This is a genomic window from Lysobacter daejeonensis GH1-9, assembly GCF_000768355.1.
Lineage (GTDB): Bacteria > Pseudomonadota > Gammaproteobacteria > Xanthomonadales > Xanthomonadaceae > Aerolutibacter > Aerolutibacter daejeonensis.
This window is the reverse complement of sequence record NZ_AVPU01000037.1, coordinates 1-18,844: the sequence shown is the minus strand read 5'-3', so window position 1 is coordinate 18,844 and position 18,844 is coordinate 1. Positions and strand designations below refer to the sequence as shown.

Sequence of the window (18,844 nt, the reverse complement as noted above, 5' to 3'; positions counted from 1 at the left end):
CGCCGCTGCGCAGCAGGCCGCTGCGGCCGCCGCGGCGGCTTCCGCCGCCTCGCAGGTCGCCTACGGCGGCACCACTGATGGCGCGGTGATCTTCGACAACCTGTGCGCGGGCTGCCACAAGTCGGGCGCCGGCGGCGCGCCGACCATGGTGGCCAGCGCCTGGGGCGCGCGCATCGCCCAGGGCAAGGACACCCTGCACAAGCACGCCATCGAGGGCTTCACCGGCGCCGCCGGCGTGATGCCGGCCAAGGGCGGCAACCCGGCCCTGACCGACGAGCAGGTCATTGCCACGGTCGACTGGATGATCGGCAACCTGAAGTAAGCCGGCACCGACCGCTTGCACTCGCACGACGCCGCCTCCGGGCGGCGTTGTCGTTTCCGGGCCTGCAGGGTCACCCGGGTGCGCCATGTCATGCGCGCGGCCGATAATGCGCGCTTTACCGCACACGGAACCGCGATGACCCGTTCGCCACGCCCCTCTTTCGGTTTGCGCTTCCTGCCGGCCGCCCTGCTGGCGGTGGGCGCTGCGGCCTGCACCAGCGCCCCGCCGCCCGCACCGCTGCCGCCACCGTTGCCTGAATTGACCGCCGCGCCGGTGGACTGGTCGGCGTACGCGGGCCAGCGCGTGCAGGTGACGGCGCCGCTGACCCTGGTCGACACCGGCGGCGAGGGCGTGCTGGTGCGCTTTGGCGGACGCGCATGGAACCCGACCGAGCGCGCCCGCCCGGGCAGCGCGGAAGCACGGGCGCAGGCGGCCGCCAACCGGGCCCAGCAGTTGCGGCTGGTGGCCTCCGATGACACGGCCGGCGCATTGGAATCCGCGCGACTGGGCAGCACGGTGGGCAACGTCGACGGCGTCATCAGCGTGGGCCCCGAAGGGCCCTTGCTGCGCACCGAGGTGCGCCCCACCCTGCAGGCCGCGCCGCGCCCGGTCGCACCGGTGGTCGCGGGCAACGTGCGGGTGGCCGCCTTCAACCTCGAGAACCTGTTCAACGGCGACGGCCGTGGCGGTGGCTTTCCGACCCCGCGCGGCGCGCGCACCCCGGCCGAGCACGCCGCGCAGCTGGCCAAGCTGGTCGCCACGGTCCAGGCGCTGGACGCAGACGTGGCCGCGCTGATGGAGCTGGAGAACGACGGCGACGACACCGACAGCGCGCAGGCGCAGCTGGTGCAGGCCCTCAACGCGCAGGGCGGCGACTGGCGTGTGGTGGCCACGGCGGGGCGCGTGCCCGGTTTCGCCGCCGCGCTGGATCCGGAAGACCCGATCAAGGTGGGGCTGATCTACCGCGGCTCGCGGCTGCAGCCGGTGGGCCGGGCGGCCTCGCTGCTGGGCGGGCCGTTTCCAGCCCGCAGCCGGCCGTCGCTGGCGCAGGCGTTCCGCGCCGGACGCGGGCCGGTGTTCGTGGTGGTGGCCAACCACTTCAAGTCCAAGGGCTGCAGCGAGGCCGAAGGCGCCGACCGCGACCAGGGCGACGGCCAGGCCTGCTGGAATGCCACCCGGACCGAGTCCGCGCGCCGGCTGGCGGCATGGCTGGAACGCGATCCCACCGGAACCGGCAGCCAACGCGCGGTGATCCTCGGCGATCTGAACAGTTATGCGCAGGAAGACCCCGTCCACCTGCTCACCCAGGCGGGCTGGCAGGATGCCTTCGCCGTGGCCGGGGTGGAAACGCCTTACAGCTATGCCTACCGCGGCACCCTGGGACGGCTGGACCACGCCCTGCTGAGCCCGGCGCTGGCCGCCGACCTGCGCGGCGCGGCGGAGTGGCACGCCAACGCCGATGAGCCGCGCAACGCGGGCTATCGCGACGGCGGACCGGGACCGTGGCGCAGTTCGGACCACGACCCGCTGCTGTTGGGCTTTGATCTGCGGCGCTGACGCACCCGATCCCGGGGCGCGCACACCGGCGGTCGTACAATGGCGCCATGAACCAGCCCGCCTTCCCCACCGGCGACACGGCTTCGCTGCTGATCCACGGCCCCGCGGGGCCGCTGGAAGTGGCCGTCGACTTCCCTGACGCCGACACCCCGCTGCGACCCGCGATCGCCGTGGTCTGCCACCCGCTGCCCACCGAGGGCGGGACAATGCACAACAAGGTGGTGACCATGGCAGCGCGCGCACTGCGCGAGTCAGGCCTCCCCACGGTGCGCTTCAACTTCCGCGGCACCGGCGCCTCGGTGGGCCACTTCGACCACGGCGAAGGCGAGTCCGACGACCTGCGCGCGGTGGTGGCGTGGGTGCGCGCCGCGCATCCGCAGGCGACGCTGTGGCTGGCCGGCTTCAGCTTCGGCTCGTACGTCACCATCAAGTGCGCCGCCGAGTTGAAGCCCGGCATGCTGGTGTCGATCGCCCCGCCGGCGGCAGGTCGCAGTTGGGACTTCTCGACCATCACCCCGCCGGATTGTCCCTGGCTGATCGTGCAGGGCGAGGCCGACGAGATCGTCGAGCCGGAAGCGGTCTACGCGTGGGTCGACAGCCTGAAGGGCCTGCCGCAACCGCCGGAGCTGGTGCGCATGCCCGAGACCAGCCACTTCTTCCACCGCCGCCTGATGGACCTGCGCGGGGTGATCAAGAACGGTGTACGCCCCTACCTGCCGGCCGCCCCCGCCAATGACTGAAGCGGCACTGGCAGTGACGGCCGCGTCGCCGTCGGCCGCCTACGCTGCGGGCGTGGCGCGCGGCGACTGGAACGACGACCCGGCGCAGCACGCGGCGCTGCGCGAGTTGGACCGCGTGCACGCGGCGTTGTTGGCACCGCCCAAGCGCGGGCTGCTCGACAACCTGCTCGGCAAGCCCAAGGCACCGCCGCTGGGCCTGTACCTGTGGGGCGGAGTGGGCCGCGGCAAGACATTCCTGATCGACCTGTTCTTCGACGCATTGCCGTTCGCGGAAAAGCGCCGCACCCACTTCCACCGCTTCATGCGTGAGGTGCATGCGCAACTGCGCGCGCATGCCGGCGAAAGCGATCCGCTGGTGAAGATCGCGCGGCACTGGGGCAAGCAGATGCGGGTGCTGGTGCTGGATGAGTTCTTCGTCAACGACATCGGTGACGCGATGCTGCTCGGCCGCCTGCTGGAGCACCTGTTCGCCGAGGGCGTGGCGCTGGTGACCAGCTCCAACACCGAGCCGCAGCACCTGTACGCGCATGGCCTGCAGCGCGAGCGCTTCCTGCCCGCCATCGCGCAACTGCAGAAGCACTGCCGTGTGCTGTATCTGGACAGCGCGCACGACTACCGGTTGCGCGCGCTGACCCGCTCACCGGTGTACCGCGTGCCGCTGGACGAAGGCGCCGACGCATGGCTGGCGCAGCGCTGGGACGAACTCAGCGCGGGCATGCCGCGCGAAGACGGGCCGCTGGTGATCGACGACCGGCCGATCCCGGTGCGCTGTCTGGCCGAGGGCCATGCGTGGTTCGACTTCGCCGCGTTGTGCGAGGGCCCGCGCGCCGCGGGCGACTACATCGAGATCGCCACCGAATACCACACGGTGCTGGTGGGCGGGATCCCGCGCTTCGACGGCGGCAACGACGACCCGGCGCGGCGCTTCGTGCACCTGATCGACGAACTGTACGACCGCCACGTCAACCTGGTGTGCACCGCGGCGGAGTCGCCGCCGGGGCTGTACACCGGGCAGAAGCTGGCGGGTGCGTTCGAGCGCACATCATCGCGGCTGATCGAGATGCAGTCGGCCGAGTATCTGGCGCTGGAGCACCGGGGCTGACGGAGGCATTGGCCAGGGCCTGATTACCTTGGCTGACCCACGGGAACTCGACAAAGGATCTAGGGCGCCAGTGCCAAGCGGGGAGTAGGATCGGGCTTCACCTCGCCCTGCCCGCCTCCGGAGACTCCATGCGCCGTCCGCTGCTTGCCCTTGCCATCGCCGCCCTGCTGCCCACCGTGGCCGCTGCCCAAGGTGCTCCCGCGGAGCGCCCCGAAGTCGCCGCGGCCGCCAGGCAACAGCACGACCAGGTGATTGCGTGGCGCCGCGACTTCCACCAGTTCCCCGAGCTGTCCAACCGCGAGCAGCGCACCGCGGCGAAGGTGGCCGAACACCTGCGCGCGCTGGGGCTGAAGCCGCGCACCGGCCTGGCCCATCACGGCGTGGTCGCGATCATCGAAGGCGGCAAGCCCGGGCCGAAGGTGATGCTGCGTGCCGACATGGACGCGCTGCCGGTGACCGAGCAGACCGGACTGCCATTCGCGTCCAAAGTGACCACGCAGTTCGCTGGGCAGACCACCGGGGTGATGCACGCCTGCGGCCATGACGCGCACACCGGCATCCTGCTGGGCGTGGCCGATGCGCTGGTGAAGATGAAGAAAGACCTGCCCGGCCAGGTGATGCTGGTGTTCCAGCCGGCGGAGGAAGGCGCGCCCGCGGGTGAGGAAGGCGGCGCGGAGCTGATGCTCAAGCAGGGCGTGTTCAAGGATTTCAAGCCCAACGCCGCGTTCGGCCTGCATGTGTTCTCGACGCTGCAGGCCGGGCAGATCGGCGTGCGCCAAGGGCCGCTGATGGCGGCCTCGGATGCCTTCGCGATCACGGTGAAGGGCCGGCAGACGCACGGCTCGCGGCCGTGGGGCGGCATCGACCCGGTGGCGGCCTCCGCCGACCTGATCGGCAGTGCGCAGACCGTGGTCAGCCGCCGCACCGACATCGCCAAGCTGCCGGCAGTGGTCACCTTCGGCACGGTGCACGGCGGCATCCGCTTCAACATCATCCCCGACGAGGTGGTGATGACCGGCACCATCCGCACCTTCGACCCGGCGATGCGCCAGCGCATCTTCGATGACCTGAAGAACGTGGCCACGCACGTGGCGGCCGCGCACGGCGCCACGGTCGAGGCGCGCGTGCCCGATGGCGACGGCAACCCGGTGACCTACAACGACCCGGCGCTGACCGCGCGCATGCTGCCGAGCCTGCAGGCCGTGGCCGGCACGGGCAACGTGATCGAGCCGTCGTTGCAGATGGGCGCGGAGGACTACTCGTTCTTCGCCCGCGAGGTGCCGTCGATGTACTTCTTCGTCGGCGCCACCGCCAAGGGCATCGACCCGGTCACCGCGCCAAGCAACCACTCGCCGCAGTTCGCGCTGGACGAGTCGGCGCTGGACCTGGGCCTGCGCGCACTGCTGCAGGTGACGCTGGACTACCTGCACGGCGGCGCGCAGGGCTGAGCTCGGCCCCGGCGTGCGGCAGCCCCACCGGGCCGCCGCACGCCACCGCCACGTGAACGCGACCCGTCGCGGTTTGCCGCCTTCGGCAACCCGACGGGCGATAATGCGCGGATGACCACCCAGGACAACTCCGTCGCCGGCTCCGCGCTCGGCCGCCACGTCGATTACCCGCAGGGCTACGACCCGGGGCTGCTGTACCCGATCGCGCGCACGCTGGGGCGGCACGCCATCGGTTTGCGCGACGCGGCACTGCCGTTCATCGGCCACGACCGCTGGCATGCGTACGAGCTCAGCTGGCTGGACGCCAAGGGCAAGCCGCAGGTGGCGACGGCGACGTTCGAGGTGCCGGCCGAGGCGCCCAACCTGATCGAGTCGAAGTCGCTGAAGCTGTACCTCAACTCGTTCAACGCCAGCCGCTTTGACGGTGCCGAGGCGGTGCTCGCGCACATCGCCGAAGACCTGTCCCGCGTGGCCGGCGCGCCGGTGCGCGTGGCCTTCGGATTGCCGCCGATGGTGGACGCGGGCGATGCGGAGGACGCCATCTCGATCGATGCGCTTGACGTGGCCATCGACCACTACGGCCCGCCGCGGACGGCATTCATCGCGATCGATGCCGATGGCGTGGTCGAGGAGACGCTGGCCAGCGCACTGCTCAAGTCAAACTGTCCGGTCACCGGCCAGCCCGACTGGGCGCACGTGCGCATCGCCTACCGCGGCCCGCGGCTCGATCGAGTCGGCCTGCTGCGCTACCTGGTGTCGTTCCGCGACCACGCCGAATTCCATGAGCAGTGCGTGGAACGCATCTTCAGCGACCTGCTGGTCCACGCGCGGCCGGAACGGCTGTCGGTGGAGGCTCGGTACACCCGCCGCGGAGGCCTGGACATCAACCCGTGGCGCGCGACGCCCAATTGCGTGACGGCGGTCGCACGACGCGAAGCGCGCCAGTAAAGGTCTGCTGCCACTCTTCACCCGGGCGCCATATTTCCTTAACAAGTGGCGTGCCAACGTGCTCGCGTCGACCGACGCCGGGGAGGAGCCCCCCAACATGAGCACCGAGAAGAAACCCGACTTTTCCAACGTGCAGGGCGGCGTGTCCAGCACCGAGGACATCCGCAAGCAGGCCGACTTCAGCAACGTGCAGTCGTCGGTGTCCTCGACCGAGGAGATCACCGCGAGCACCGCGGGCGACTCCGGCGAGCAGAGCTACACCGTCGAGAAGGGCGACACGCTGTCGGCGATCGCCAAGCAGTTCTATGGCAAGTCCGGCGCGTGGCGCGACATCTTCGAGGCCAACCGCGACCAGATCGACGACCCCGACCGGATCTTCCCCGGCCAGGTGCTGAAGATCCCCGCCATCCGTGCCGGCGAATGAGCCGCAACCGTCCGACCCCATCCCTCTCCAGGAGTCCGCACATGATCCGTAACCGCACGCACCTCGCCGTTGCCGCCGCGCTGGTGGCCTCGCTCGCCGTGGTTGGCTGCAAGAAGAAGGAAGAGCCGGCCGTGACGCCGCCGGTGGCCAGCGAACCCGCGCCGATGCCCGCCCCGGCGCCCATGGCCGCGACCGCGTCGGTCACCGGTGTCGACCTGGGCACCGCCGTCGGCCCCGACATGAAGGTCACCGCCCCGGCCACCACGTTCAAGCCGACCGACACCATCTTCGCCGCGGTCGCCACCAGCACCAGCGACCCGATGGCCACCGTGGCCAGCAAGCTGGGCGCCAAGTGGAGCTACCAGGATGGCCAGACAGTCAACGAAGAAACCGTGGACGCCAACCTGACCGGCATGGGCGTGACCAACTTCAAGATCAGCAAGCCCGACGGCTTCCCGACCGGCAAGTACAAGCTGGAAGTGATGCTGGACGGCACGGTCGTCCAGAGCCGCGAGTTCGAGGTCAAGTAAATCGTCCCATGGCGACAGGGCAACCACCCTCCCGGTCTGCTCATCGCCGCCGTTTCTCTCTCTCCGCCGTCGGGCGGGCAAGCTCCGGGCGCGATGCGAATCGCGCCCTTTTTTTGTCGTGACGTCACGGGCCACACGGCCCATTCGCAAGGGGAAAATCGATGAGCATGAGCAAGCGACTGGCGGCTGAATTCCTGGGCACGTTCTGGCTGGTGCTGGGCGGGTGCGGCAGCGCGGTGTTGGCCGCCAATTTCGGCGGAGACGGCAATCCGCTGGGCATCGGCCTGCTGGGCGTCTCATTGGCGTTCGGCCTGACCGTGCTGACCGGCGCCTATGCCTTCGGGCACGTGTCCGGCGGGCACTTCAACCCGGCGGTGAGCATTGGCCTGTTCGCGGGTGGGCGCTTCCCGGCCAAGGACCTGCTGCCGTACATCGTGGTGCAGGTGCTGGGCGGTGCATTGGCCGGCTTCGTGCTGCTGCAGATCGCCAGTGGCAGCGCCGGCTTCAGCATCGATCCCGCGGCGGCCGGCGCGTTCGCCAGCAACGGTTTTGACGCACGCTCGCCCGGCGGTTACGGCATGGCCGCGGCCTTCCTGTGCGAAGTGGTGATGACGGCGATGTTCCTGGTGGTGATCATGGGCGCCACCCACGCGCGCGCGCCGGCGGGCTTCGCGCCGATCGCGATCGGCCTGGCCCTGACGCTGATCCACCTGATCAGCATCCCGGTGACCAACACATCGGTGAACCCGGCGCGCTCCACCGGCGTGGCGCTATTCGCCGGCAGCGGCGCGCTGGGCCAACTGTGGCTGTTCTGGGTGGCGCCGATCATCGGCGGCGCGGTCGGCGGTGCCGTGTACCGCGGGCTGGTGGCGTCGGACCGCGATTGACGGCGGCAACGTACGTCGACGATCAAGCTGCGGGGAAGCTGCCGTCGACGTAGTACCAGCGCCCGCCATCGCGTACGAAGCGGCTGATTTCGTGCAGGCGGATGGCGGGCGCGCCACCAACCTTCCAGCGCGCGACGAACTCCACGGTGGCGTGGTCGTCATCGATGACGTGATGACGCTTCACCTCCAGCCCCAACCAGCGGGTCTGGGCCGCTTCATCCAGGTCGATTTCGGCGGGGCGCGTGTCCGGGTGCCAGCTCTCGCGCAGGTAATCGGCATCGACGCGCACGAAGGCGCTGTAGCGCGAGCGCATCAGGGCTTCGGCGCTGGCGGCCTGTGCTTTGCCTGCGTGCAAAGGGCCACAGCAGTCGGCATAGGCGCGGCCGGAGCCGCAGGGGCAGGAATCGCTCATCGCGCCATTGTGGGCGCGGACGCCCGCCGGCGATACCATGCACGCCTGACCCCCGCGAGCCCTGCCCATGAAAGCCCCCGCCTACCTCGACGACGCGCAGATCGAACGCCTTGCCGACCTGCTCGACCAGCGTGCCGTGCCATTCAAGGGCTTGAACCTGGAAGCGCTGGACGGCTTCCTGTCGGCGCTGGTGGTGGGCCCGGCCGAGGTGCCCGCCGAGGAATGGCAACCGCTTGTGTGGGGCGGGAAGCCACCGCGCTGGGACAGCGAGGCCGAAGCGCAGGAGGTGGCCGCCCTGCTGCAGGGCCACTTCAACATGGTCGCCGCGCGCGTGCGCCACGGCGACGACGACCTGCCCGACCACCTGGCGCCGCTGCTGTGGCTGCCCGAGGAGGCCGTGGCCGAACATCCCGACGAACTCGACGTGGGCCGCGACTGGGCACTGGGCTTCTTCACCGGCGTGGAACTGCGCGAGGCGCAATGGGACCAGTGGCTGGACGAGAACGAGTGGATCGAGGAGATCTTCGCCCTGTTCGACCAGATCGCCAGCGGCGAGATCGTCGGCGAGGACCCCACCGCCGAACCGACGCCGATTAGCTACCGCGAGCGCCTGGAGATCATCGCCAGCCTGCCCGGCATGCTCGCCGACCTGCACCACCACCGCATCGAGGCGCTGACCCCGCGCGAGCCGATCCGCAAGGACGCCGCACCGGGCCGCAATGACCCGTGCCCGTGCGGCAGCGGCAAGAAGTACAAGGCCTGCCACGGCGCCTGATCTTGGCAACGCAGCCCGGACCTCGCGTCCGGGCCGTCGCTTCGCGTTGGCGACCGGGACTCGCGTAACCGTCACGCGGCCAAAACAGGGGATCGCCGGGATGTTCACGTCGCCGGCCATACGCAACCGTCCGGCCACCATGCCCTCGCGCCATGGCGTGATGCGCCGCCGTGCTTTTGCCCACCCCCGCCGAACGCGCGACAATAGCCCGCTTGTGTTGGCGCGCCTGCGCCCGCATCGACGTATTGCCGATGGTGTCGGCGCGCACGCGCGCGCACGATCGCCCTTTTCCCCCGCCGCAACCAGCGAGTCCACGCCAACATGTCCAACGCCCCGAAGATCATCTACACGCTGACGGATGAAGCCCCGTTCCTGGCCACCCAGTCGCTGTTGCCGATCGTCGAGGCGTTCGCAGGCACCGCCGGCATCGCGGTGGAGACGCGCGACATCTCGCTGGCCGGGCGCATCCTGTCGCAGTTCCCCGAGCACCTGCAGCCGGAGCAGAAGATTGGCGACCACCTGGCCGAGTTGGGCGAGCTGGCCAAGACGCCCGAGGCCAACATCATCAAGCTGCCCAACATCAGCGCCTCTATCCCGCAGTTGAAGGCGGCCATCAAGGAGCTGCAGGCGCAGGGCTTCGCGGTGCCGGAGTATCCGGATGAGCCGGAAGGTGAGCGCCAGCGCGACATCAAGGCCCGCTACGACCGGATCAAGGGCAGCGCGGTGAACCCGGTTCTGCGCGAAGGCAATTCGGATCGCCGCGCGCCGAAGGCGGTCAAGGCCTACGCACGCAAGCACCCGCACCGCATGGGCAAGTGGGACCCGGCGTCGAAGTCGCACGTGGCGCACATGGAGGATGGCGACTTCTTCGGCAGCGAACAGTCGTACACCATGATCAACCCCGGCACGCTGCGCATCGAATACACCAGCGTGACCGGCAGCAGCTTCCCGCTGCGCGCGCCGCTGTCGGTGCAGGCCGGCGAGGTCATCGACGCCGCGGTGCTGAGCGCGACCGCGCTGGCCGAGTTCATCGACGCGCAGATCGAGGACGCGCGCGAGCAGGGCGTGCTGTTCTCGCTGCACCTGAAGGCGACGATGATGAAGGTCAGCGACCCGATCATGTTCGGCATCGCGGTGTCGCGCTTCTACGCACCGGTGCTGGAGCGCAACCCGCGCACGCTGGCGGAGATCGGCTTCGATCCCAACAACGGCATCGGCGACCTGTACGCGCGCCTGGCCGGCCTGAAGGAGTCCGAGCGTGTCGCCATCGAGAATGAAATCGCCGCGCTGTACGCGACCCGTCCGGCGCTGGCGATGGTCAACTCCGACAAGGGCATCACCAACCTGCACGTTCCCAGCGACGTGATCGTCGACGCCTCCATGCCCGCGATGATCCGTGACAGCGGCAAGATGTGGAACGCGAAGGGCGAACTGCAGGACACCAAGGCGGTGATCCCGGACCGCAACTACGCCGGCATCTATCAGGCCGTCATCGACGACTGCAAGGAACACGGCGCGTTCGACCCGGCGACCATGGGCAGCGTGCCCAACGTCGGCCTGATGGCCCAAGCCGCCGAGGAATACGGCAGCCACGACAAGACCTTCCGCATCAGCGGCGACGGGACCGTGCGCGTGATCGACGAGCACGGCACCGTGCTGCTGCAGCACCCGGTCAAGGCCGGCGACATCTGGCGCATGTGCCAGACCAAGGACGCGCCGATCCGCGACTGGGTCAAGCTGGCGGTCAACCGCGCGCGCCTGTCCAACACGCCGGTGGTGTTCTGGCTGGATCCGCGCCGCGACCACGACCGCGGCCTGATCGCCAAGGTCGCGACCTACCTCAACGAGCACGACACCAGCGGGCTGGACATCAGCATCCTCAGCCCGATCCGCGCCATGCGCCACACGCTCAAGCGCCTGCGCGCGGGTCTGGACACCATCGCCGCCACGGGCAACGTGCTGCGCGACTACCTGACCGACCTGTTCCCGATCATGGAGCTGGGCACCAGCGCCAAGATGCTGTCGATCGTGCCGCTGATGAACGGTGGCGGCCTGTTCGAGACTGGCGCCGGCGGCAGCGCGCCCAAGCACGTGCAGCAGTTCATGGAAGAGGATTACCTGCGCTGGGATTCGCTGGGCGAGTTCCTGGCGCTGGCGGCCTCGTTCGAGCACCTTGCCAACACCACGGGCAACGCACGCGCGCAGGTGCTGGCCGATGCGCTGGATGCGGCGAACGCCAAGTTCCTGGACAACGACCGTTCGCCGGGCCGCAAGCTGGGCACCATCGACAACCGCGGCAGCCACTTCTACATCGCGCTCTACTGGGCGCAGGCGCTGGCCGAGCAGACCGCCGACGCCGGACTGGCGGCGAAGTTCGCGCCGCTGGCAAAGACGCTGGCGGACAACGAAGCGGTGATCGTGCAGGAGCAGCTCGCGGTGCAGGGCCGCCCGGTGGACATTGGCGGCTATTACCACCCGGATGCCGCCAAGCTGGCCACGGCGATGCGCCCGAGCGCCACGCTCAACGCGGCGCTGGCGACGCTGGCCGGCTGAGCGCCCCGGTGATCGGGCGCTTACGCAGCCCGGTCACCGCCTGCGACGGATGCGTGGACCGCGCCATTCGCAAGACACGACGAAGGCCCGCCGATGTGCGGGCCTTCGTATTTCCGGTTCGATGACGATGCGCCGACGATGGGCGGCAGGCATCGGGCGACGCAGACGGGTTTACGTGGAGGTTTACGCGGCCTGGTCGTAGTGCACGGTGCTGCGGGCGATGGCGACTTCGGCAGCGACTTCAGCGGCGATTTCGCGGACGGCCACGATGCGGGCCTCCTGCGTCACCGACGCGACGTGCCGCGGCGATGCCGCGCGACGCCCGTAACGATTGCCATACGCGCGGCCACCGTAGGAGGTGACGACCGGGCGCGCGGCTTCCTGGAACAACGGACTGCGGAACAGTTGCATGACACACTCCTTGGGTGGGTGGGGAGCTGCCTCCTGCAGGTCAAGCTCGTCCCTGAGCGAGGCGCAGTGTGGACCCGCCCAATGACAACCGGGTGGATGTGGTCTTGCAGAGTTGTTGCAGCGCGTCGGACGGCCCTGCCGTCGCGCCGCCTCAGCGCACGTAGGGGCTTTCGACGTTCTTGCGCCGCGCGCGCTCCTGCTGGTCGAAGAAACGCAGCGCCTTCTCCTCGGTCATCTGGAACTTTGGTGCCACGTGCGGCAACAGCAGGCGCAACCAGGCGTGGTCCACCCGCCGCGCTTCTTCCGGGCAACGTTCGGCGCGTCCGGCGGGCAGGTCGCCGTCGGTGACGATGTACAGGTACTTGCCCGGATCGCGGCCATAGATCAGGCACTGCAGGTTGAAGTAGCGTTGCTCGCCCAACGCGTGCTCGTCGGCATACGCATCGAGGTTGTACTGGCCCTGCGCGCGGTGCAGGAACCAGTTCGCGGCCATGCGCAGGTTCTCGGAGACCTGCTGCGGCGACTCGTCCAGGCTGGCGAACTTCTGCATCAGCATCACCGCCAGCTGGTCCACCGCGTCCTCCTCGCGGCCGGTGGTGGGCAGGTCGAGCAGGCGGATCAGCGCGTGGCCGGTCTCGTGCAGCAGGATGAAGCGCAGGTTGGCCAGCACGTACTGGTGCGGGAACTCCTCCTGCAGCGATCCGGCGGCCTTCATCGCCTCGGCCTGCTTGTTGAGCACGTCGATGGTCTCGTAGCACAGCACCACCTCGTGCGTGGCCGGCGCGTAGAACGCATCCGGGCTCTTGCATTCGGCGGTGACGAACTTGATCGGCGTGGGCAGCATGAACAACCCGTCGATGGCCTTGATCTCATGCAGCTTCTGCAGGAAGTTGCCCTCGCTGGCGGCCTGGTAGATGGGCTGCAGCGACGCGGTGCGCGGCGGCACGTACTCGTAGGTGAAGTTGGTGCCTGCCTCGGACGTGTTTGAAGTGGGCTGCAGGGCCGCATCGCCGCGGGCCACGATGACCGGCATACGCGCCGTCACCACGGGCGGCGGTGTCGCCGGTGCCCGCAGGCGGGCCCACTGGGCATGGCCGACGACCCCGGCGATGGCGCCCACGACCAGGGCAGACAGGATGCCGATGTACTTGGATCGCACGCGTTGACCCCCTCCGTGTTCCGATGCGACACGGTTCGCGGATGACTGGAGACGATGGTAGCGATTCCGGCGTCGAACGGCATGGACGGCGCCGTCACGCAGCCATGCGCGGTCGGCGCGCCGGCAGCGCGCGACGATGTGCGCATTCGCGCTAGGCTTGGCGTCCCTATGACCGGAGCCCCGCCATGACCCCGTCCCGCCTGGCGCTGTTGCTGCCCCTGCTGCTGGCCGCGTGCACGACCACGCCTTCCTCCGAGACCCCCGCCGCCACCCTGGCGGCCGATGCCACGCTGGAGGTGGCCATCGCCGGCACCTGGCGCGACCCGGCCAACGTGGCGCGCGACGCGTACCGCCACCCGCTGCAGACCCTGCGCTTCTTCGGCGTGACGCCGTCCAGCCGGGTCATCGAGATCACCCCGGGCGGCGGCTGGTACACCGAGATCCTGGCGCCGTACCTGCGCGCCGACGGCCAACTGGTCGCCGCGTTGGCAATCGCCGGCCCGGCGCAGTCCGATGGCACGCGCAACTACCTGGCCAAGGGCAACGCCAATTTCCGCGCCAAGCTCGCCGCCGACCCGGCGCATTACGACCGGGTCGAAGTACGTGAGTTCAGCGTGCCCCAGCCGGCGTTCGGCGCCGAGGGCAGCGCCGACGTGGTGCTGACCTTCCGCAACGTGCACAACTGGACGGGATGGGGCTCCGACCAGGCGATGTTCGATGCGTTCTTCCGCGTGCTCAAGCCCGGTGGCGTGCTGGGCGTGGTCGATCACCGCGCCAAGCCGGGCACCGACCTGGAGGCGATGAAGAAGTCCGGCTACCTGACCGAGGCCCTGGTGAAGGAACTCGCGCAGCGCGCCGGATTCGTGCTCGAGGCCAGCAGCGAGGTCAACGCCAACCCGCGCGACACCACCGACCACCCCAACGGCGTGTGGACGCTGCCACCCAGCAACCGCCACGACCCGGAGGATGCGCAGATGTACCGCGGCATCGGCGAGAGCGATCGGATGACCTTGCGCTTCAGGAAGCCGGCCTCCCGCTGACTGTCGGCCGCGGGCACGCACGCGCCGCGCCCGCGGCTGTCACGCGCCGGCCACCCGCACCTGCCCCATGCTCATCGCCCTCAACAAGCCCTACGGCGTGCTGTGCCAGTTCACCGACCGCAGCACGCCGCCCCGCCCCACCTTGGCCGGCTTCGGCCTGCCGCCGGACGTGTATGCCGCCGGCCGCCTCGACCACGACAGCGAAGGCCTGCTGCTGCTCACCGACGACGGCGGCCTGGCCCATCGCCTGACCGACCCGCGCCACAAGCAGCCCAAGACCTATTGGGTGCAGGTGGAAGGCGACCCCAGCGATACCCAGCTCGAGGCGTTGCGCCAGGGCGTGGTGCTCAACGACGGCCCCACCCGCCCGGCGCAGGTGCAGCGCATCGACGCGCCTGCGCTGTGGCCACGCGATCCGCCGGTGCGCTTTCGCAAGACCGTGCCTGACGCGTGGTTGCAGGTCACGATCAGCGAGGGCCGCAACCGCCAGGTGCGGCGCATGACCGCGGCGGTGGGCCTGCCGACGCTGCGGCTGGTGCGCGTGGCGATCGGCCCCTATCGGCTGGACGCCCTGGCCCCGGGGGAATGGCGCCGGTTATGAGCGTGGTGCGGCCGACGCGATCGGCACCGAGTTGGCCCCCGCCCGCGTCAGCAGCAGCACCGCGCCCAGCACCACCACGGTACCCAGCAGTTGCAGGGCGGTGATGCGCTCGTGGAGCAGCCAGCCGCCGAGGAACACCAACGACACCGGCCCCAACGCCGACAGCTGCGCGGCGGTGCCCGCGCCCAGGCGCGCTACCGCACCCATGGTGAAGGTCACCGGCAGGAACGTGCACAGCACCGCGTTGACCAGCGCCAGGCCGTAGGCGCCGGCCGGCAGTGCCAGCAGGCGTTCCGGTTCGCGCACCAACGCATAGTGCAGCGCCGTCGCGGCAGTGGACACGGTCATCGCGTAGGCCACCAGCCGCAGTGAGCCGATGCGCCGGATCAGCTGCCCCGACATCGACAGGTACAGCGCGTAGCTGAAGGCCGCGACCAGCACCAGCAGGCTGCCGCGCACGATGTTCGTCCCCTCGAGGTGCAGGTTCTCGGCAAACACCAACGCCACGCCGGCATAGCTCACTGCCATCGCGATCCACTCGTGGCGGCTGACCGTGCGGCCGAATGCGACCAGCCCGATCAACAGCACGAAGGTCGGGTTGAGGAACAGGATCAGCCGCTCCATCGACACCGGCACGTACTGCAGGCCCCAGAAGTCGAGCAGGCTGGAAAGGTAGTAACCGAGCACGCCCAGCATCAGCACCTGCCCCCATTCGCGCCGGCGCAGTGGTGTGCGGTTGCCGCGCAGGTGCTCGCGCAGGCCCAGGCCGAGGAACAGCGGCAGCGACAGGGCCATGCGCAGCGCCATTACGTCCAGCGCGTCCAGCCCGTAGCGGAACTGGAACTTGGCCAGGATCGCCTTGGCCGAGAACAGCACCGCGCCGGTCGCGCCCAGCAACAGGCCCACGCGGCGCGCCTGGGTGCCGGGCACGGACATCGCGCTTACGCCCACGGTCCGGCCCCGGAACGGCGACAGGTCATGTGCGGCACGGCGACGGCGGTCATCACGGATCCTTCAGGCGGGCCGCCTAGGATGCGCCGCGGGCCGGTGTTCGGCCAGAAGGCGGCGCGCAGACCGGACCACGGACGTGGCCTGTGGCACGCCGCCCGGCTGAACGGCCGTTCCGCGACACGAGGCGGCGTTCTGATAACGTGACCGGGACCCCGCAATCACCGACCCGGCCAGGCGTCGCAACTCACCACCTGAGGATGAATGGGCACTGCCACTTCGACCGGTCGCATTCTTGTTGTCGATGACCAACCCGCCAACCTGCGGGTGGTCAGCATGCTGCTTGCGCGGCAATCCTACGAGGTCGTCACCGCCGGCAGCGGCGAGGAGGCGCTGGAGCGCTTCGAGGCCTCGCCCCCGGACCTGGTGCTGCTGGACATGATGATGCCCGGCATGGACGGGTTCGAAGTGCTGGCGGGACTGCGCGAGCGCCGCCATCCGTTCGACGTGCCGGTGGTGTTCGTCACCGCCGCGCAGGACCGCGACCTGCTGCTGCGCGCCTTCGAGGTCGGCGCGGTGGATTACGTGACCAAGCCGTTCCTGCCCGAGGAACTGCTGGCGCGGGTCAACGCACACGTCGGGCTCAAACTCGCGCGCGACCGCTTGGCGCGCGTGGCACGCGAACGCGAGGAACTGGTCAACCTGGTCGCACACGACCTGAAGAACCCGTTGAGCAGCGTGCTGTTTGCCAGCGACATCCTGATCAACGACGGGGTGAAGCCCGAGCGCGTGCCGCGCTACCTGCAGATGATCCACGAGAGCGCGCAGGACGCACTGGGCTACATCCGCGACTACCTGGAAAGCCGTGCACATGGCGGCGGCAACCCGCATGCCGGCGCCAGCGCCGACCTGGGTTCGACGCTGGACTGGTTGATGCAGCGGTACGAGATGCAGCTCGAAGCGCGCGGCATTGCACCGACGGTGATCCCGCCGGCGGAGAACGCGCGGGTGGCGATCGACGAACGCGTGCTGCGCCAGGTCAGCGAGAACCTGGTGACCAATGCGATGAAGTACGCGGCCAATGCGCCGCTGACGCTCGCCGCGCAGCGCGGCGCGCCAGGGTTCTGGAGGCTGGTGGTGGCCGACCGTGGCCCGGGGATTCCCACCGCCCGCCAGCGTGAGCTGTTCAGGCCATTCACGCGCTTGCAGGTGGATCCGGGCGACACCATCTCCAGCGGCCTGGGCCTGTCGCTGGCCAAGCGGATCGTCGAGTCCGCGGGCGGCCAGCTGTGGTACGAGGCGCGCGCCCGCGGTGGTTCCCGCTTCGTGATCGAACTGCCGGAAGTGGCGCCGTGATGGCGCCTGCTCACCCTGCGCAGGAATGAGCCGCGGCGGCCGCGCTCCCAGCGGCCGTCGCTGAAGGCAACGCCGGATTACGCCTGACTGGTGCTGCGGCGCGTGCGCGTGCCGCTGCGCGGCTTGCGCGTGGTCGCCTTCTTCGCTTCGACGCGACGCGCGCTGCCTTCGATCGGCGCATTCTTCTCGGCTTCGCGGGCCTTGCGCCGCGCCGCATACCAGAGCAGGCCGGCACCGACGACCGTGGCGGCGGCGACCATCGGATGACGGCGCACCAGCGTGGTGGCCACGCGCGCGCCGCCCTTCAATGCGCCCAGCTTGGCGCCGGTCTGCAGCCACTTGTCGGCGGCGGGCAGCGCCTGCTTGAGGCCATCACCCACGGCATTGGCCAGGCCCAGGGCACGATCAGGAAGGGTGTGCAGTGCGTTCACGAAGGCATTCTCCAAGGTTGGACCATGGACGGCAGTCTCCCGGGCGCGGTGTTGCCGCTGCGTGAGCACAGCGCGCCGGCGCGGTCGTGGATACGGCGTTGGTTCAGGTGCCACGCGGCTTCGCGCGGTGGGTGGCGGTGGCGGTCCACGGATCGTCGGGCCACGGGTGCTTGGGATAGCGGCCCTTCATTTCCTTTTTCACCTCCGGGTAGGTGCGCTCCCAGAACCCCCTCAGGTCCTGCGTGACCTGCAGCGGACGGCCGCCGGGCGAGAGCAGGTGCAGCGTCACCGGCACGCGGCCGTCGGCAATGCGTGGCGTGTCAGCCAGGCCGAACAGCTCCTGCAGCTTCACCGCCAGCACCGGCGGTTGCGGGCCGCCGACGGTGTAGCCCTCGGCATCGGTACGCGCGTCGTCCCATGCATACTCGATGTGGCGCTCCATGCCGGACGGCACAGTGATCCGAGTCGGCGCCAACGCATCGATGCGTTGGCGTTGTGACCACGGCAGGGGCGACTTGAGCGCCTCGCCGAAGGCCTGCTCGTCCATCGCATCCAGTCGCGTCTTGCCGCTGAGCGCGGGTTTGAGCCAATCGTCGAGCGTCGCGAGCAACGTGGCGTCGGACAGGTCGGGCAATGCCCCCTCGCCTTCGGCCAGCTCCGGGCACCAGGCGCGCAGGCAGCGCACGCGCGCGCGCCACTGGCGCAGGCCTCCGGTCCACGGCAGTGCGTCGAGCCCGAGCTGGCGCACCGCATCGATCAGCGCGTCGGCGTAGCGCGCGGGGTCGGGCTTGGCCAGGGGCTTGCTCGACAGCACGATGCGGTCGAAGCGGCTCTCGCGCACTGCGGCGATGCCGCGCGCGGTCGCGTCCCATACCACGCGGTCCTCGGTGGCGAAGCGCTCGGGGAAATCGCGGTGCAGGACGGCTTCGTCCAGCGGTGCGGCGCGCAGGATGCGCGCGTCGCGCGTCTCGTCGCGCAGCTCGGTGATCACCAGCCACGGCTCGCCGTACAACGCACTGTCGTCGAACAGCTTGGCGCTGCGGCCGTTGGCCAGCTGGTAGCGGTACGGATCGCTGGGGTGCTGGCGCGCGATGCGATCGGGGAAGGCGTGCAGCAGCAGGTCGCCGAGCGCGTGCGCGGGCTGCCCCGGGCGCGGCGGTGCGTCCACGCGCAGGCGCCGACGCCATTGGCGCGCGGCCT

General features: G+C 69.9%; 20 protein-coding genes. 14 read left to right on the top strand and 6 right to left on the bottom strand.

All coding sequences use genetic code 11. The features are described from left to right. From N800_RS13730 to aqpZ, 9 genes are all read left to right on the top strand, one after another. The coding region (locus tag N800_RS13730) for a c-type cytochrome (RefSeq protein ID WP_036139811.1) at positions 1 to 322 on the top strand (322 nt) is incomplete at its 5' end. Positions 323 to 457: 135 nt separating this feature from the next. Continuing rightward, on the top strand, positions 458 to 1,879 hold the full coding sequence (locus N800_RS13725) for an ExeM/NucH family extracellular endonuclease (protein WP_084087701.1): 1,422 nt from the start codon (positions 458 to 460) through the stop codon (positions 1,877 to 1,879). 47 nt (positions 1,880 to 1,926) lie between these two features. Next, positions 1,927 to 2,619: an alpha/beta hydrolase gene (locus tag N800_RS13720; RefSeq protein ID WP_036139808.1), complete on the top strand. Its 693-nt coding sequence runs from the start codon at positions 1,927 to 1,929 to the stop codon at positions 2,617 to 2,619. A 13-nt stretch (positions 2,620 to 2,632) separates the two neighbouring features. Continuing rightward, positions 2,633 to 3,721 (top strand): cell division protein ZapE, encoded by a 1,089-nt coding sequence (gene zapE / locus N800_RS13715; RefSeq protein WP_198032558.1) that lies wholly within the window; start codon positions 2,633 to 2,635, stop codon positions 3,719 to 3,721. A gap of 128 nt (positions 3,722 to 3,849) precedes the next feature. After that, the gene (locus tag N800_RS13710) at positions 3,850 to 5,169 is read left to right on the top strand and encodes an amidohydrolase (protein WP_036139802.1); all 1,320 of its coding nucleotides are present in this window, start codon (positions 3,850 to 3,852) and stop codon (positions 5,167 to 5,169) included. Positions 5,170 to 5,280: 111 nt separating this feature from the next. After that, on the top strand, positions 5,281 to 6,117 hold the full coding sequence (queF, locus tag N800_RS13705; protein ID WP_036139800.1) for an NADPH-dependent 7-cyano-7-deazaguanine reductase QueF: 837 nt from the start codon (positions 5,281 to 5,283) through the stop codon (positions 6,115 to 6,117). A 97-nt stretch (positions 6,118 to 6,214) separates the two neighbouring features. After that, the gene (locus tag N800_RS13700; RefSeq protein ID WP_036139823.1) at positions 6,215 to 6,541 is read left to right on the top strand and encodes a LysM peptidoglycan-binding domain-containing protein; all 327 of its coding nucleotides are present in this window, start codon (positions 6,215 to 6,217) and stop codon (positions 6,539 to 6,541) included. A gap of 41 nt (positions 6,542 to 6,582) precedes the next feature. Further along, a complete protein-coding gene (locus tag N800_RS13695) occupies positions 6,583 to 7,071 on the top strand; it encodes a hypothetical protein (RefSeq protein WP_036139798.1) in 489 nt (162 codons plus the stop codon). A 161-nt stretch (positions 7,072 to 7,232) separates the two neighbouring features. Next, positions 7,233 to 7,958, top strand: a complete 726-nt coding sequence (gene aqpZ, locus N800_RS13690; RefSeq protein ID WP_036139796.1) for an aquaporin Z — start codon at positions 7,233 to 7,235, stop codon at positions 7,956 to 7,958. 22 nt (positions 7,959 to 7,980) lie between these two features. Here aqpZ and N800_RS13685 read toward each other — a convergent pair whose 3' ends face one another. Then, entirely contained in the window at positions 7,981 to 8,370 is a 390-nt protein-coding gene (locus N800_RS13685; protein ID WP_036139820.1) for a YchJ family protein, read from the bottom strand. A 67-nt stretch (positions 8,371 to 8,437) separates the two neighbouring features. Between N800_RS13685 and N800_RS13680 the strand changes: the two genes are divergently transcribed. Continuing rightward, complete coding sequence (locus tag N800_RS13680) at positions 8,438 to 9,145, top strand: UPF0149 family protein (protein WP_036139794.1); 708 nt, start codon at positions 8,438 to 8,440, stop codon at positions 9,143 to 9,145. A 321-nt stretch (positions 9,146 to 9,466) separates the two neighbouring features. Further along, complete coding sequence (locus tag N800_RS13675; protein WP_036139791.1) at positions 9,467 to 11,698, top strand: NADP-dependent isocitrate dehydrogenase; 2,232 nt, start codon at positions 9,467 to 9,469, stop codon at positions 11,696 to 11,698. Between the two features lie 183 nt (positions 11,699 to 11,881). Here N800_RS13675 and N800_RS13670 read toward each other — a convergent pair whose 3' ends face one another. Both N800_RS13670 and N800_RS13665 read right to left on the bottom strand, forming a co-directional pair. After that, a complete protein-coding gene (locus N800_RS13670) occupies positions 11,882 to 12,109 on the bottom strand; it encodes a hypothetical protein (protein ID WP_036139789.1) in 228 nt (75 codons plus the stop codon). A 151-nt stretch (positions 12,110 to 12,260) separates the two neighbouring features. Continuing rightward, on the bottom strand, positions 12,261 to 13,268 hold the full coding sequence (locus N800_RS13665) for a DUF4344 domain-containing metallopeptidase (RefSeq protein WP_052108270.1): 1,008 nt from the start codon (positions 13,266 to 13,268) through the stop codon (positions 12,261 to 12,263). A 185-nt stretch (positions 13,269 to 13,453) separates the two neighbouring features. On the opposite strand from N800_RS13665, the gene N800_RS13660 reads away from it, so the two are divergent. Further along, complete coding sequence (locus tag N800_RS13660; RefSeq protein ID WP_036139787.1) at positions 13,454 to 14,308, top strand: class I SAM-dependent methyltransferase; 855 nt, start codon at positions 13,454 to 13,456, stop codon at positions 14,306 to 14,308. Positions 14,309 to 14,375: 67 nt separating this feature from the next. Next, positions 14,376 to 14,909, top strand: coding sequence for a pseudouridine synthase (locus N800_RS13655; protein WP_036139784.1), 534 nt, complete (start codon positions 14,376 to 14,378; stop codon positions 14,907 to 14,909). Here the strand turns inward: N800_RS13655 and N800_RS13650 are convergent. Beyond that, complete coding sequence (locus N800_RS13650; RefSeq protein ID WP_052108269.1) at positions 14,904 to 15,845, bottom strand: DMT family transporter; 942 nt, start codon at positions 15,843 to 15,845, stop codon at positions 14,904 to 14,906. The genes N800_RS13655 and N800_RS13650 overlap by 6 nt on opposite strands. Before the next feature lie 276 nt (positions 15,846 to 16,121). Here N800_RS13650 and N800_RS13645 point away from each other — a divergent pair, with 276 nt between their 5' ends. Continuing rightward, the gene (locus N800_RS13645; RefSeq protein ID WP_036139782.1) at positions 16,122 to 17,213 is read left to right on the top strand and encodes a hybrid sensor histidine kinase/response regulator; all 1,092 of its coding nucleotides are present in this window, start codon (positions 16,122 to 16,124) and stop codon (positions 17,211 to 17,213) included. Positions 17,214 to 17,290: 77 nt separating this feature from the next. On the opposite strand, the gene N800_RS13640 is transcribed toward N800_RS13645, so the two are convergent. Then, on the bottom strand, positions 17,291 to 17,644 hold the full coding sequence (locus N800_RS13640) for a hypothetical protein (protein WP_198032557.1): 354 nt from the start codon (positions 17,642 to 17,644) through the stop codon (positions 17,291 to 17,293). A gap of 103 nt (positions 17,645 to 17,747) precedes the next feature. Then, positions 17,748 to 18,844: ATP-dependent helicase C-terminal domain-containing protein (locus N800_RS13635; RefSeq protein ID WP_036139780.1), on the bottom strand; the 1,097-nt coding region annotated here is incomplete at its 5' end.